We start from the raw sequence: 13,657 nt of genomic DNA on the forward strand, positions 1-13,657 counted from the left end.
CTCATTAGTTCACGAAAGGTGGCGAGCGAGCGCCCAGCGGTAGCCGTCCAGATCTTCGATCTGGGCGAACCGGTCGCCCCAGAACTGATCCTGTGGCTCGCTCAGCGATTTCGCGCCGGCCGCGAGGGCCCGCGCATAAACCGCGTCGACATCGTCGACATAGAGATAAAACGATTGCGGTGCAATCGCGCCCGCGCTCCGTGGTGTGCGTGCCGTCGAACCGAACGCGCCTTCCGGCGCAAACATCACGATCAGTTGATCCTGATACGTCATCTCGACATGCATTACGACACCGTCGTCCTGGACGCTGTCGCGCACTTCGAAGCCGAACGCGGCCTCGAAGAACGCAATGGCGGTCCGCGCGTCGCGGACCGTCAGATAAGGGGTCAACCAGGGCACACCGGCTGGGCGGAAGGCGGTCATGGAATACTCCGGATCTTGGTACGCGCAGCAAGACTGCAATGCCAGGAAAGGTCAACTTGTACTGCAAAGGTCAACCGAACCACGCATTCTCCTGCCGCGCTATCTCAATGGCTTTAAGAATTGACTTAGTTTATCGCGGGCCGCGGCACCTGAGGCGAACAGGCTCACGTGCGACGCCGCGTCGTACCACTTCAGATGCTCAATCTGTCGGGCGGACAACCGGTCCGCAACATCTGCGCCCGTCAACGCGGCGGGGTCGAGCGCGTCGCTCGCGGACGCCATCATCCACGGCGATCCGTACAGCGGCACGAACGTCGCGAGCGGTCGCACCGTGTCGAACGACGCGCACAGATCGTCGAGCAGTGCGGCCACACGCGCCGCGTGAAAATACGGCGAACCGAGGTGCAGCGACAGCGTTGCCTGCGGGTTCATCACGCGCTTGATCTGTGCGTAAAACGCCGGCGTGTACAGGCTGGCGGCAGGTGAGTCGGGCGGCGTGAGATCGAAGATCACGAGATCGAAACGCTCCTGCGGATCGATGCTCGCGCGAGCGACGAAATCCGCGGCATCGCCGACGACCACCTCGACACGCGGATCGTCGAATGCGCCGCCGTGCACGTCGGGCAAATACTGCTGCGTCAGACGGATCACGTCGGCGTCGAGTTCCGCGACGACGATCCGCTCGATCTCCCGATGCTTCAGCAATTGCCGCGCGGCGCCGCCGTCGCCGCCGCCGAGCACCAGCGCGCGCGCCGGTCCGGGATGGGCAATCGCGCCCGGATGCACCATCGACTCGTGATAGATGAATTCGTCGCCGGTCGATGTCATCGGGCGGCCGTCGAGCGTGAACAGACGTCCGAGCCGCGGCGTGTCCCACACCTCGATCCGCTGAAACGGCGAGTCCACGCGTTCGAGCAACTGCGCGCCGGGAAAACCGTAGATCGCGTCCGCAGACGGCTGAAACACGAGTGAGTGGCTCAAAACGAGGCGCGGTCGAACGCGGAAGGGCGGTGATGCGGACATTATAGAGGCGCGTCGGTGCGCGGCCGGACGGGGCCGCCAAACCATGCAACGCGCGACGGGCCAGCGTCAGCGCATCCGTCAACCGCGCGATCGGTGCCGACCATCGCTCGCGCGGCAACACGGTTTCGGCAACGTCGTCACGCCCCGACGACACGCGATCGACAGATCGTCCGCGCGCCGTCCGCGTCCCCGGCACGCCCGCATTTTTATCCGTCAGGCCCGCCCGGCAATGCTCGACGGCGCTTTCCGACGGTCTGTTCGGCGGGGAATACGGGCTGCCTTCTGCTAGAATGCTCTGCTTTGCAGCCTTGTCCGATTGCTTTGCCCGTTTCGCGTCTTCCGGCGCCGCATCGTGCGCCGAAGCAGACTGGCCGCCGAGCAACCGGACCGCCGCGCGCACCGCTTTCTCGTTCTCCGGACTCGACATGACGATCCCGTCTTCCGCACCCACCTCCCTGATGGCCAATGCAATCCGCGCTCTGGCCATGGACGCCGTTCAACAAGCGAATTCCGGTCACCCCGGCATGCCGATGGGCATGGCCGAGATCGGCGTGGCGCTGTGGTCGCGTCACCTGCGCCACAACCCCACGAACCCGCATTGGGCCGACCGCGACCGCTTCGTGCTGTCGAACGGGCACGGCTCGATGCTGCTGTACTCGTTGCTGCATCTGACCGGCTACGACCTGCCGATCGGCGAGCTGAAAAACTTCCGCCAGATGCATTCGAAGACGCCGGGTCACCCGGAATTCGGCATCACGCCGGGCGTCGAAACGACCACGGGCCCGCTGGGTCAAGGTCTGGCGAACGCTGTCGGCATGGCGCTCGCGGAGTCGCTGCTCGCGGCTGAATTCAACAAGGCCGACGCGAAGATCGTCGATCACCACACATACGTGTTCGTCGGCGACGGCTGCCTGATGGAAGGCATCTCGCACGAAGCCTGCTCGTTTGCCGGCACGCTGAAGCTGAACAAGCTGATCGCGTTCTACGACGACAACGGCATCTCGATCGACGGCGACGTCGTCAACTGGTTCCACGACGACACGCCGAAGCGCTTCGAAGCGTACGGCTGGAACGTGATCCCGGCCGTGAACGGCCACGACGTCGACGCGATCGACGCGGCAATCGTCAAGGCCAAGGCATCGGACAAGCCGACGCTGATCTGCTGCAAGACGGTGATCGGCGAAGGCTCGCCGAACAAGGCGGGTAGCCACGACGTGCACGGCGCGGCGCTCGGCGACAAGGAAATCGCGGCCACCCGCGAAGCGCTCGGCTGGAAGTGGGAGCCGTTCGTCATTCCGGAAGAAGTCTATGCCGCATGGGACGCGAAGGACGCCGGCGCGCGTTTCGAAGGCACGTGGAACGACGCGTTCGCCGCGTACCGCGCGAAGTATCCGCAGGAAGCCGCCGAGTTCGAACGCCGCGCCGCTGGCAAGCTGCCGGCCGACTGGTCGGAAAAGGCCGCGGCGATCATCGCCGGCGCGAACGAGCGCGCGGAAACCGTCGCCACCCGCAAGGCATCGCAACAGGCTATCGAAGGCCTCGCCGCAGCATTGCCGGAACTCCTGGGCGGTTCCGCCGATCTGACCGGTTCGAACCTGACCAACTGGAAGGCCTCGAAGCCGGTCCGCGCGCCCAAGGCTGGCGAAACCGGCATCCAGTGGGGCAACCACATCAACTACGGCGTGCGCGAATTCGGCATGAGCGCGGCGATCAACGGCATGACCGTGCACGGCGGCTACAAGCCGTTCGGCGGCACGTTCCTGACGTTCTCCGATTACAGCCGCAACGCGTTGCGCGTCGCGGCATTGATGAAGGCGCCGTCCATTTTCGTGTTCACGCACGACTCGATCGGCCTTGGTGAAGACGGCCCGACGCACCAGTCCATCGAGCACGTCGCCAGCCTGCGTCTGATTCCGCATCTGGACGTGTGGCGTCCGGCGGATACGGTCGAAACGGCCGTGTCGTGGACGCAGTCTATCGAGCACAAGGGTCCGTCGTGCCTGATCTTCAGCCGTCAGAACCTGAAGTTCTCGGAACGCACCGACGCACAGATCGCGAATATCGCGAAGGGCGGTTACGTGCTGCGCGACTGGAACGACGAAATCGTCGCGCGCAAGATCATCCTGATCGCGACGGGTTCGGAAGTCGAACTCGCGTTGAACGCGGTCGAGCCGCTGGCGCGCGAAGGCATCGCGGCGCGTGTGGTGTCGATGCCGGCTACGACGGTGTTCGATCGCCAGGACGCCGAATATCGCGAACGCGTGCTGCCGAAGGGCGTGCGCCGCGTCGCGATCGAAGCGGGCGTGAGCGATTTCTGGCGCAAGTACGTGGGTCTGGAAGGCGGCGTGGTCGGAATCGACACGTTCGGCGAATCGGCCCCGGCTGGCGTGCTGTTCAAGCATTTTGGCTTTACCGTCGAGAACGTGGTGAATACGGCGAAGGCCGCGCTCGACTGATTAGCGCATGTCGTCGTGCCGCGCTATGAGCGCGCCACGACGGACTCAACGAATGTAGTCTGGACGAAATTTTTTTCAGCCATCAGGAGATAGACCATGACGATTCGCGTCGCAATCAACGGCTACGGCCGGATCGGCCGCAACACGCTGCGCGCCTTCTATGAAAACGGCAAGAAGCACGACATCGAGATCGTTGCCATCAACGACCTCGGCGACGCCAAGACCAACGCCCATCTGACGCAATACGACACGGCGCACGGCAAGTTCCCGGGCGAAGTGTCGGTGGATGGCGATTACCTCGTCGTCAACGGCGACAGGATCCGCGTGCTGGCCAACCGCAACCCGGCAGAACTGCCGTGGGGCGAGCTGGGCGTCGACGTCGTGATGGAATGCACGGGCTTTTTCACGACCAAGGAAAAGGCCAGCGCGCACATCAAGGGCGGCGCAAAGAAGGTGATCATCTCGGCGCCGGGCGGCAAAGACGTCGACGCCACGATCGTCTACGGCGTGAACCACAACGTGCTGAAGGCATCGGACACGGTCATCTCGAATGCATCGTGCACGACCAACTGCCTGGCACCGATGGTCAAGCCGCTGAACGACAAGATCGGTCTCGTCAACGGTTTGATGACGACGATCCACGCGTACACGAACGACCAGGTGCTGACCGACGTCTATCACGAAGACCTGCGCCGCGCGCGTTCGGCCACGCATAGCCAGATCCCGACCAAGACCGGTGCGGCTTCGGCGGTCGGTCTGGTGTTGCCGGAACTGAACGGCAAGCTCGACGGCTACGCGATCCGCGTCCCGACGATCAACGTGTCGGTCGTCGATCTGTCGTTTATCGCCGCGCGCGACACGACGGTCGAAGAAGTCAACGCGATCATGAAGGAAGCATCGGAAGGCGCGTTGAAGGGCATCCTCGGTTACAACACCGCACCGCTGGTGTCGATCGACTTCAACCACAATCCGGCTTCGTCGACGTTCGATTCGACGCTGACGAAGGTGTCGGGTCGTCTCGTGAAGGTGTCGAGCTGGTACGACAACGAATGGGGCTTTTCGAACCGCATGCTGGATACGGCAGTGGCGCTCGCTAACGCGAAGTAAGCATCGGCAAGGCGACGTACGGCTTTCGTCAGTAAGGCATTACGTCGTAAGCTTCAGCAAGCAAAAAAGCCGCTCGGATGAGCGGCTTTTTTTTCATTTGCGGCGAAGATGTCACCGGTGCAAGCCGGTGACAGCCGACGCAATCAATGCTTTCGGTGGGGACAGTTTTCTTTTGTGCAGGCGCCGTACAGTGCCAGCGCATGTTCCTGCAGCTTGAAGCCGCGTTCGGTTGCGACAGATTGTTGACGGCGCTCGATTTCGGGGTCGAAAAATTCTTCGACGAGACCGCAGTCGAGGCACACCAGATGGTCGTGGTGCGTGCCTTCATTCAGCTCGAACACGGCTTTGCCGGATTCGAAGTTGCTACGGGAAAGCAGGCCTGCCTGCTCGAATTGGGTCAAAACGCGATACACGGTTGCAAGCCCGATATCGAGTTCTTCGTGCAGCAAATTACGGTAGACATCTTCAGCGGTCAGGTGGCGCACCGGGCTGTGCTGGAAAATTTCCAGAATCTTGAGGCGGGGGAGGGTCGCCTTGAGCCCGATGTTCTTGAGATCGGTTGGATTAGTCATGACAAGGGATCCCTAGAGTACAATGCAGGGTTCTAATAGTAATGTGTTTTTGCTGTTCAGGTCATCATTCGATGGAATGAAACTCGCGTGGCTGAGAAGGCCCGCACGGTGAGTGAAATGATTTCAAAATCTCAACTGATCTACCGGGGGAGCCGCATGCGGGGTACCTTTATCGCCGCGGCAATTGTCTCGGTACTGGCGGGTTGCTCTACCTACGACAGCCTTACGCAACGCGTCGCTCAAAGCATCACGCCGTACCGCATTACCGTCGTGCAAGGCAATTTCGTGTCGGCGGAAACCGCTGCACAGCTGAAGGCTGGCATGTCGCGGACGGAAGTGCGCCAGTTGCTCGGCACGCCGCTTCTGACCGATATGTTCCATGCGGACCGCTGGGACTACGTGTTCTATTTCAAGCGTGGCTCGACCAATGTCGTGCAACAGCGCGACCTGACCTTGCTGTTCTCGGGTGACCGTCTGGCCAGCTGGACGGGCGGCGAAGATCTGCCGTCCAACCTCGAACTGCTCGCGGAAATCGACGGCGACAAGGCGGGCAAGAAAGCGAAGCCGACCACGCTGGCAAGCGCGCCGGCCGCAGCCAGCGCGCCGCTGGCCGCTGCAAGCGCCACGGCGCCTGCGCAGCCTGCGGGCGGTGCATCGGGAGCAGTGGATGCCAACGCGGAAGCCGCACAAGCCGCGAACCGTCTGACGAACGCGGTGCAAGCGCCGACTGGCAAGATCACGTCGTCGGCCCGCGCCAGCACGCCGACGGCCAACGGCGGCGGTGTGCCGCCGGGCGCCACGACGGCCGGCAAGCCGCAGATCCAGATCCAGCGTCCGGCGCCGCCGGTCATTCAGGGCGAGCCGCAAGACAATCCGGTCGGCCCGACGCCGGCATCGTCGCCGAGCAGCAGCAACGGCAACACGTCCGGCACGCAAAGCAGCAGCAACGGTGGTCCGACGCACAACGCGCCGCTGACCTCCAACCCGACGACGTCGGGAACGGGCGGCTGATTCCGCTGTCCGTCACCATGACGGGCTTCGCAACGCGGGCCCGTCATTCACACCGTTTCACCGCTTCATCCGTTTCGTTTCCTCTGCTCTTTCGTTCGTTGTGGCGCCTGCGCGTCGCAGTGGGCACACCGTTCGCACAATGACCGCCATGAAAATTGCTATCGCCGGCGCGTCGGGCCGTATGGGCCGGATGCTGATCGAAACCGTTCTCAACGATCCCGAAGCCACGCTGTCCGGCGCACTGGTTCCCGCGGGCTCATCGCACGTTGGCGAGGACGCCGGCGCGTTGCTGGGCAAACAGACCGGCGTCAAGCTGACGGACGACATCGACCGTGTGTTCGCGGAATCCGATTACCTGATCGATTTCACGCGTCCGGAAGGCACGCTGAAGCACATCGACGCTGCGCTGCGCCACGACGTGAAACTCGTGATCGGCACCACCGGTTTCGACAACGCGCAAAAGGCGCAACTGCGCACCGCGTCGGAAAAGGTCGGCATCGTGTTCGCGGCCAATATGAGCGTCGGCGTGAACGTCACGCTAAAACTGCTCGAATTCGCGGCCAAACAGCTGTCCACCGGTTACGACATCGAAATCATCGAAGCGCATCATCGCCATAAGGTCGATGCACCGTCGGGCACTGCGCTGGCCATGGGCGAAGTCATCGCCGATGCGCTCGGCCGCAATCTCGACGACTGCGCGGTCTACGGTCGCGAAGGCGTGACGGGCGAACGCGATCCGTCCACGATCGGTTTCGCGGCCATTCGCGGCGGCGACATCGTCGGCGATCATACGGTGCTGTTTGCGGGTATCGGCGAACGCATCGAAATCACGCACAAATCGGCAAGCCGTCTGTCGTACGCGCAAGGCGCGTTGCGCGCGGCGCATTTCCTCGAAGGCCACGCGAACGGCCTGTTCGATATGCAGGACGTGCTCGGCCTGCGGTAAATCCGGCGTCGTCCGGCCGCGCGGATCGTTGCCGCGCGCCGAACCGCAATGCTTCACCGTTTCCTCGCCGATTCCTTTCACGCAGCATTCACCGTGAGATCCGATGGCAGGCACAGGCATCGTTCACTATCTGCAAACCAGCGACGCGATAACGCATGCGGTGGCTTACGTGCTGCTCGCGATGTCGGTGGCGAGTTGGTGTTTCATCTTCGTCAAAAGCTGGATGCTGGGCCGCGCGAAACGCCAGGCCGCTCGCGCGATCGCCGGTTTCTGGCAAGCGTCGACGCTGGCCGACGGCGTCGCGGTAATCCGGCGCACCGACAGCGAGCGCGTCTTCACGCCGCTCGCGCAAGCCGCGCTGACCGCGGCGGAAATCGAGATTCCCGGTGCGTTGCTGGCGCGCGTCGAGCGTAGCGAGCGCGTGCTGCGCGCGTTGCGTCAGGCGCTCAACGCGTCGCAACGCCGGCTGGAGTTCGGGCAGGTGCTGCTGGCGTCGGTGGGTAGCACGGCGCCGTTCGTCGGCTTGCTCGGCACGGTGTGGGGCATTTATCACGCGCTCGGTAGCATCGCGTCGAGCGGACAGGCGATGATCGAAAACGTCGCCGGTCCGGTCGGCGAGGCGCTGATCATGACCGCGTTCGGTCTCGTCGTCGCGATTCCCGCTGTATTGGCTTACAACGTGCTCGGGCGGCTCGCGCGTCAACTGTCCGAAGAACTCGACGGTTTCGCGCACGATCTGCACGCCTACGTGTGCGCGCCCGCCGAAAAAAGCGTCGATACGACGCGTTCCAGCGCTGTGACGGCGGACCGCGTCCGCTAACGACGCAAACGGCGCAAACGGCGCAAACGGCGCAAACGGCGCAAACGGCGCAAACGGCTCCCAAGCCTCGTCCCGCATCCGGAGATCTCGATGGCATTCGGCGGACTCGACAAGAAACAGACGGCAGCGCCGATGGCGGAAATCAACATGACGCCGCTGATCGACGTGATGCTGGTGTTGCTGGTGATTTTCATCATTACCGCGCCGCTGTTCACGCACGCGATCCGGCTCGATCTGCCGAAGGTCGCCGCCGCGCCCGTGAAGCAGACGCCCAAAACCATTTCGCTGTCTATCGACGCCGCCGGAAAGCTGTACTGGAACGGCACGCCGATCACACTCGCGCAGATGCGCACACAGTTCGCGCAAGCCGCCAAAGACGCAAACACCGCCGATTCCGCCGATGCCGCCGATGCCTCCGATGCCTCCGATCCGGCCGCGAATCAGCCCGAAATCCATCTGCGCGCCGAGCGTTCGACGCGTTACGAGGTCATCGCGCAGGTGATGGGCGCGGCGCAGCAGGCTGGACTCGAGCGGATTGGTTTTGTGACCGACCCGCCGCCGCCGGCAGGCGCGGCGCAGCTCGCACCTTGAGTCCCGTCGGCGGCGATCAAACGATCGATCGCCGCTCGCGATGCAGCCTGCGAAATATCGGTGATTGCGTGAAACCACGCATCGTTAGTCGAATCGACAAATAAAAACGCGGCACGCTGTTTCCAGCCTGCCGCGCTCAAGTACATCTTCATTTTCTTCCGACGGGAGCCGCGCTAACTTGCAGCGCGCTCCGACGGATTCATCGCTTAGAACTCACGGCCGACCTGTGCACGCACGCCCATATCGCCCGTGGATGTCGTCGATACCGCACCGTTGACCAGCCACTTGTTATTGCGCGAGCGATACGTTGCGCCGACACCCAATGCCGCGCCGCTTTTGTAAGAACCCGCGCCGGCGGCGACGACCGTTTTGCCCGGTGCCGAAGGCGTCATATTCGGCATGGCCATTGCCGCGGCAACACCGGCGTATGCGTTCTTCGCGACTGTGTTGACCGAGTGCTGGACCGTGTTGATCTGCTGATCGGTGTAGTCCTTGGCCGACATGCCGGCCGGCAGATTGCCGACTGCGTTCTTCAGCGCATCGTTCATCTGGCCGAGGTTGACCGCGTCCGTTGCCTGCGTGCCCGCTGCGACGTTGGTGATCTTACGCTCGTGACCCGACGTGCCCATCGATACCGTGTTGTCGCGGTCGGCGACGGAATCCGCACCGATCGAAACCGAGTTGTCGCCGGTGGCTTTGGCGTGATGGCCCATCGCGGTGCTGTTGTTGCCAGACGCGATCGAGTCCGCACCGTTCGCCGTGCTGTTGTTGCCCGAAGCGGTCGAGTTTGCGCCCGTCGCCGTGCTGTTGTCGCCGGAAGCCATCGAGTTTGTACCGCTGGCTGTGCTGTTGTTGCCCGAAGCGGCCGAGTTTGCGCCCGTCGCCGTGCTGTTGTCGCCCGAAGCCGTCGAGTTTGCACCGCTGGCTGTGCCGTTGCTGCCCGACGCGGTCGAATTCGAGCCGGTCGCGGTGCTGTTGTCACCCGATGCCGTGGCATTGCTGATGCCGTTGACTTCGACGTTGGTTACCCGGCCGTCGATCATCGTCATTTGCGTGCCGATGCTGGCGATCTGTTGTTGGAGATTTTCTTGCACGGCGAACAACTGGCTGCCGTTGACCGCATCGACGCTGGCGCTGTTGACTGCGCCGTCAGCGACGCCCGTCAGGACACGTGCACCTTGCGTGCCGCTGAAATCCACGACGGAACCCGAGGAGGCCGCGCCGACCGTAATGAAACCGTTGGACGCGTTCTGCTGGACCAGGCCGAGACCACCCGTGTTGATCTGAGTGCTGATGTTGCTGATCTGCGTGTTCAGGTTTGCGATCGCATCGCCGGCGTTGTGCACGGTCTGACCGTCGATCACATAGCTCGGCGCGGAAATCGAGCCGTCCGCGTTGACGGTCGAGCCACCGCCCATCGCGTCGGCAACCGACGTGCTCACGCTGTAGAGCTGGGTGCCGTTGACCGCGTCCTTGCTGGATGCGCCGACCGTGCCCGCGGCGACGCCGGTGAGAACGCGCGCGCCCGTGGTGCCCGCGAAATCGACGCTTGCGCCGGAGAGAGCGTGCGCCACAGTGATGTTGCCCGTCGAGGCGTCTTGCTGGACGAGGCCGACGTCGCCGGAATTCAACTGTTGAGTCAGGTTGGTGACGCTGCTTTCGACAGTGGAGACGCGACCGTCGAGGTTGCTGACATTGGTGTTCAGCGTCGAAATGCCGGATTCGTTCTGTGTGACGCGGGTGTCGAGGTTGGTGATGGCGGCTTCGCCTGCGATGACACGGTCGTTTGTCGCTGTGAGTTGCGACATGTTGACGGCGTCGGTGTCTGCTGCGCCCGATGCCACGCCGACGAGTTTGCGCGGACCTGCGGTGCCGGTGAAGTCGACGGTCGTGCCTGCGGTTTTGCTGGCTACGGTGATTGTGTTGGTCGTTGCGTCCTGTTGGACCAAGCCGGTTGCGCCGTTGCTGATGTTGTTGACGGTTGTTTGCAGGGTGGTGAGGTCGGTGGTGTTTTTCGTCACGTTCGCGTTGGTGGCGAAGAGTTGGGAGCCGTTGATTGCGTCGGTGCTCGTGGCGTTCAGGGTGCCGGCTTTCACGTTGGTGATCGTCGTGCCTGCTGCGCCGCCTGCTAGTGTTACCGTGTCTTTCGACGTGCTGTCGTAGGCGACGAATGCGTTCGTGATGTTGCCTGCGGTGTCCGTGCTCAGACCTGCGGCCTTCAGTTGCGCGACGTTCACTGCATCCGTGTTCGACGTGCCTGCGGCCACGTTCACCAGCTTCTTGTTCTTCACGTCCGCGTTACCGCCGGTCGCACTGAACTGCACTGCGTTCGAGGCTGCGGCCGCTGCCGTGTCAGCCGTCGTCTGCGCCGTCGATGCTGCCGTCTTCGCTGCATCCGCCGTGGTTTGTGCCGTCGACACGTTCGTGTTGGTTGCGAACAGCTGCGAACCGTTCACTGCGTCCGTGCTGGTTGCGCTCAGGCCACCTGCCTTCACGTTGGTGAGCGTCGTGCCTGCTGCGCCACCCGCCAGCGTCACCTTGTCTTTCGACGTGCTGTCGTAGGCCACGAATGCGTTCGTGATGTTGCCGGCGGTGTCGGTGCTCAGACCCGCTGACTTCAGTTGCGCAACGTTCACTGCATCCGTATCCGACGTGCCCTTCGACACACCCTTCAGCTGACGCGTGCCGGCCGTCCCGGTGAAGTCCACCGTCGTGCCTGCCGTCGTGCCCGCAACCGTGATCGCCTTGGTCGTCGCGTTCTGCTGCACCAGGCCGGCCGTGCCGTTGCTGATGTTGTTGACCGTCGTGTTCAGCGTCGTGATATCGCCGGCGTTCTTCGTCGTTGCCGTGTCCAGCGAGGCCAGTGCCAAGCCAACGTCGCTCTTCGTCGCGCCTTGCACAACGTAGCTCGGGGCCTTGACCGAGCCGTCTGCATTGACTGCCGCTCCGCCGCCCAGTGCGCCCGTCACGCCCTTGAGTTGCGACACGTTCACCGCATCGGTGTCCGCCGTGCCCTTGGCCATGTTCACGATCTGGCGGGTACTCGCCGTTTGTGTAACGTTACCGTCAACATCCTTGATTTCCTGACGGCCCACCGAGATGGTGTTGTTGCGGTCCGCAACCGAGCTCGAGCCTAATGCCACTGCATCCCAAGCAGTTGCGGAACTGTCGATACCCAATGCCACATTCCTGCGGCCGCCACCTGACGTGTTCGCGCCCGCACCGATCGCAATGCTGGTGAAGTTCGCAGTGGCCGTGTCGCCGATCGCGATCGCACCGCCACCGGCACTCTTTGCGCTATTACCGATTGCGACCGTATTGGTGTATGACGTGGGGTTAAAGTCCGAGTGGGCACTGAAAGCATTGGATCCAGCGCCGATCGCCACCGATTGCGCCTCTGCATACGCATCGTCCGTACCATCCGCCTTGCCGCCAGTCTTGAAATAGCGGGAACCGGAGCCATTGCTGATGTTGTTGACCGTTGTCTGCAGGGTCGAGACGTTCGCGTTGGTCGCAAACAGCTGCGAACCATTCACCGCGTCCGTGCTGGTCGCGCTCAGTCCACCTGCCTTCACGTTGGTGATCGTCGTGCCTGCTGCGCCACCCGCCAGCGTCACCTTGTCTTTCGACGTGCTGTCGTAGGCGACGAATGCGTTTGTGATGTTGCCGGCGGTGTCGGTGCTCAGACCCGCTGACTTCAGTTGCGCAACGTTCACTGCATCCGTATCCGACGTGCCAGCCTTGACGTTGACAATCTGGCGCTCTGCCCCAGACGTACCGACGGACACTGTGTTATCCCGGGTTGCGGCGGAATAGCTACCGATCGCCACCGAGTTACTTCCAGAAGCAACACTGTTTGCGCCTAACGCAGTAGAAACGTATCCCGAGGCAACGCTAGACAAACCTACGGCCGAACTCATGAGATTCGACGCTTGCGATAGAGCGCCAAGCGCGGTCGCACCACTACCCGTAGCTGTCGCGCTATAACCAACTGCAGTGCTGCTGACCGTGCCCGCCCCAACATTGGCCTTAACACCCAATGCCGTACTCTGGTTTCCCGATGCGTCGGAATCACCGCCCAGCGCAACCGAATAAGCACCATTCGACTGCGCATTCCAACCGATCGCGACTCCCCGACCACCATCACCTGAAGCCAAAGTCACCTTCGCCCCGGTTCCAATCGCAACCTGATTCGAAACCGCAACCGTGCCGCCATCCAACCCACTGGCATACGCATCCATCGAAGCACCAGCGCTCGCGCCAGTTGCCAACACCGCAGCCAGCAACACCTTCTTGCTCTTACTCTTCTTCCCCCGTCCCTTCGCACTCTCCGGCGCTGCCACATAAGTCCCAGTAACTGCATTCCAAATGCTCTTAAACGATGCGTTCATGATTCGATCCTGATAACGAGATTTCTGTGCAGTGCGCTGGCTGCGGCGGAAAAGGGGAGGCTGCACGTTGCAACCGCCCGTCTAAGTGACTGTGCTAAACAAACTTGGCGCGACAGAAACCAGTCTATGGATTGCTCGTATAAGACTCGATCAGAGGATTCTTAAAGCATCTCGAAATACGCGGAAAGGGCGATGAGCATTGGCCGTCCGCGATGTCGCTTGTATCGAAAATGGGGCCGCAGACAGGTCCGAGAGCGAGAAGTGCGGCGCCCATACCACGCCTTCCTGGCCGAATCCACGCCGACGCGGGCGAAGAG

The 13,657-nt window shown here is 62.6% G+C and carries 10 protein-coding genes; 6 read left to right on the plus strand and 4 right to left on the minus strand.

The features are described 5' to 3' along the window. Window positions 1-9: 9 nt before the first annotated feature. Both PW947_RS22975 and speE read right to left on the minus strand, forming a co-directional pair. Entirely contained in the window at window positions 10-423 is a 414-nt protein-coding gene (locus tag PW947_RS22975) for a VOC family protein (protein WP_299634707.1), read from the minus strand. A gap of 99 nt (window positions 424-522) precedes the next feature. Beyond that, window positions 523-1,404 (minus strand): polyamine aminopropyltransferase, encoded by an 882-nt coding sequence (gene speE, locus PW947_RS22980; protein WP_299634708.1) that lies wholly within the window; start codon window positions 1,402-1,404, stop codon window positions 523-525. 467 nt (window positions 1,405-1,871) lie between these two features. On the opposite strand from speE, the gene tkt reads away from it, so the two are divergent. Beyond that, a complete protein-coding gene (tkt, locus tag PW947_RS22985; RefSeq protein ID WP_299634709.1) occupies window positions 1,872-3,902 on the plus strand; it encodes a transketolase in 2,031 nt (676 codons plus the stop codon). Between the two features lie 96 nt (window positions 3,903-3,998). Beyond that, window positions 3,999-5,009: a type I glyceraldehyde-3-phosphate dehydrogenase gene (gene gap, locus PW947_RS22990; protein WP_299634710.1), complete on the plus strand. Its 1,011-nt coding sequence runs from the start codon at window positions 3,999-4,001 to the stop codon at window positions 5,007-5,009. Window positions 5,010-5,152: 143 nt separating this feature from the next. On the opposite strand, the gene fur is transcribed toward gap, so the two are convergent. Next, complete coding sequence (gene fur, locus PW947_RS22995) at window positions 5,153-5,581, minus strand: ferric iron uptake transcriptional regulator (protein WP_299634711.1); 429 nt, start codon at window positions 5,579-5,581, stop codon at window positions 5,153-5,155. 156 nt (window positions 5,582-5,737) lie between these two features. Between fur and bamE the strand changes: the two genes are divergently transcribed. The 4 genes from bamE (at window position 5,738) to PW947_RS23015 (ending at window position 8,949) form a co-directional block, all read left to right on the plus strand. Next, window positions 5,738-6,592, plus strand: coding sequence for an outer membrane protein assembly factor BamE (gene bamE, locus PW947_RS23000; protein WP_299634712.1), 855 nt, complete (start codon window positions 5,738-5,740; stop codon window positions 6,590-6,592). A gap of 148 nt (window positions 6,593-6,740) precedes the next feature. Further along, complete coding sequence (dapB, locus tag PW947_RS23005; RefSeq protein WP_299634713.1) at window positions 6,741-7,538, plus strand: 4-hydroxy-tetrahydrodipicolinate reductase; 798 nt, start codon at window positions 6,741-6,743, stop codon at window positions 7,536-7,538. A gap of 103 nt (window positions 7,539-7,641) precedes the next feature. After that, window positions 7,642-8,358, plus strand: a complete 717-nt coding sequence (locus tag PW947_RS23010) for a MotA/TolQ/ExbB proton channel family protein (RefSeq protein ID WP_299634714.1) — start codon at window positions 7,642-7,644, stop codon at window positions 8,356-8,358. Window positions 8,359-8,448: 90 nt separating this feature from the next. Then, window positions 8,449-8,949, plus strand: a complete 501-nt coding sequence (locus PW947_RS23015; RefSeq protein ID WP_299634715.1) for a biopolymer transporter ExbD — start codon at window positions 8,449-8,451, stop codon at window positions 8,947-8,949. 206 nt (window positions 8,950-9,155) lie between these two features. On the opposite strand, the gene PW947_RS23020 is transcribed toward PW947_RS23015, so the two are convergent. Next, window positions 9,156-13,340: an ESPR-type extended signal peptide-containing protein gene (locus tag PW947_RS23020; protein WP_366146139.1), complete on the minus strand. Its 4,185-nt coding sequence runs from the start codon at window positions 13,338-13,340 to the stop codon at window positions 9,156-9,158. Between the last annotated feature and the right edge of the window lie 317 nt (window positions 13,341-13,657).

This window comes from Paraburkholderia sp., from assembly GCF_028283785.1.
Taxonomy (GTDB): domain Bacteria; phylum Pseudomonadota; class Gammaproteobacteria; order Burkholderiales; family Burkholderiaceae; genus Paraburkholderia.

Bases quoted from the DNA above. Each gene is read 5' to 3' on its own strand.
- PW947_RS22975 (WP_299634707.1), bottom strand. From the start codon at position 423: ATGACCGCCTTCCGCCCAGCCGGTGTGCCCTGGTTGACCCCTTATCTG.
- tkt (WP_299634709.1), top strand. From the start codon at position 1,872: ATGACGATCCCGTCTTCCGCACCCACCTCCCTGATGGCCAATGCAATC.
- gap (WP_299634710.1), top strand. From the start codon at position 3,999: ATGACGATTCGCGTCGCAATCAACGGCTACGGCCGGATCGGCCGCAAC.
- fur (WP_299634711.1), bottom strand. From the start codon at position 5,581: ATGACTAATCCAACCGATCTCAAGAACATCGGGCTCAAGGCGACCCTC.
- bamE (WP_299634712.1), top strand. From the start codon at position 5,738: ATGCGGGGTACCTTTATCGCCGCGGCAATTGTCTCGGTACTGGCGGGT.
- dapB (WP_299634713.1), top strand. From the start codon at position 6,741: ATGAAAATTGCTATCGCCGGCGCGTCGGGCCGTATGGGCCGGATGCTG.
- PW947_RS23010 (WP_299634714.1), top strand. From the start codon at position 7,642: ATGGCAGGCACAGGCATCGTTCACTATCTGCAAACCAGCGACGCGATA.
- PW947_RS23015 (WP_299634715.1), top strand. From the start codon at position 8,449: ATGGCATTCGGCGGACTCGACAAGAAACAGACGGCAGCGCCGATGGCG.
- PW947_RS23020 (WP_366146139.1), bottom strand. From the start codon at position 13,340: ATGAACGCATCGTTTAAGAGCATTTGGAATGCAGTTACTGGGACTTAT.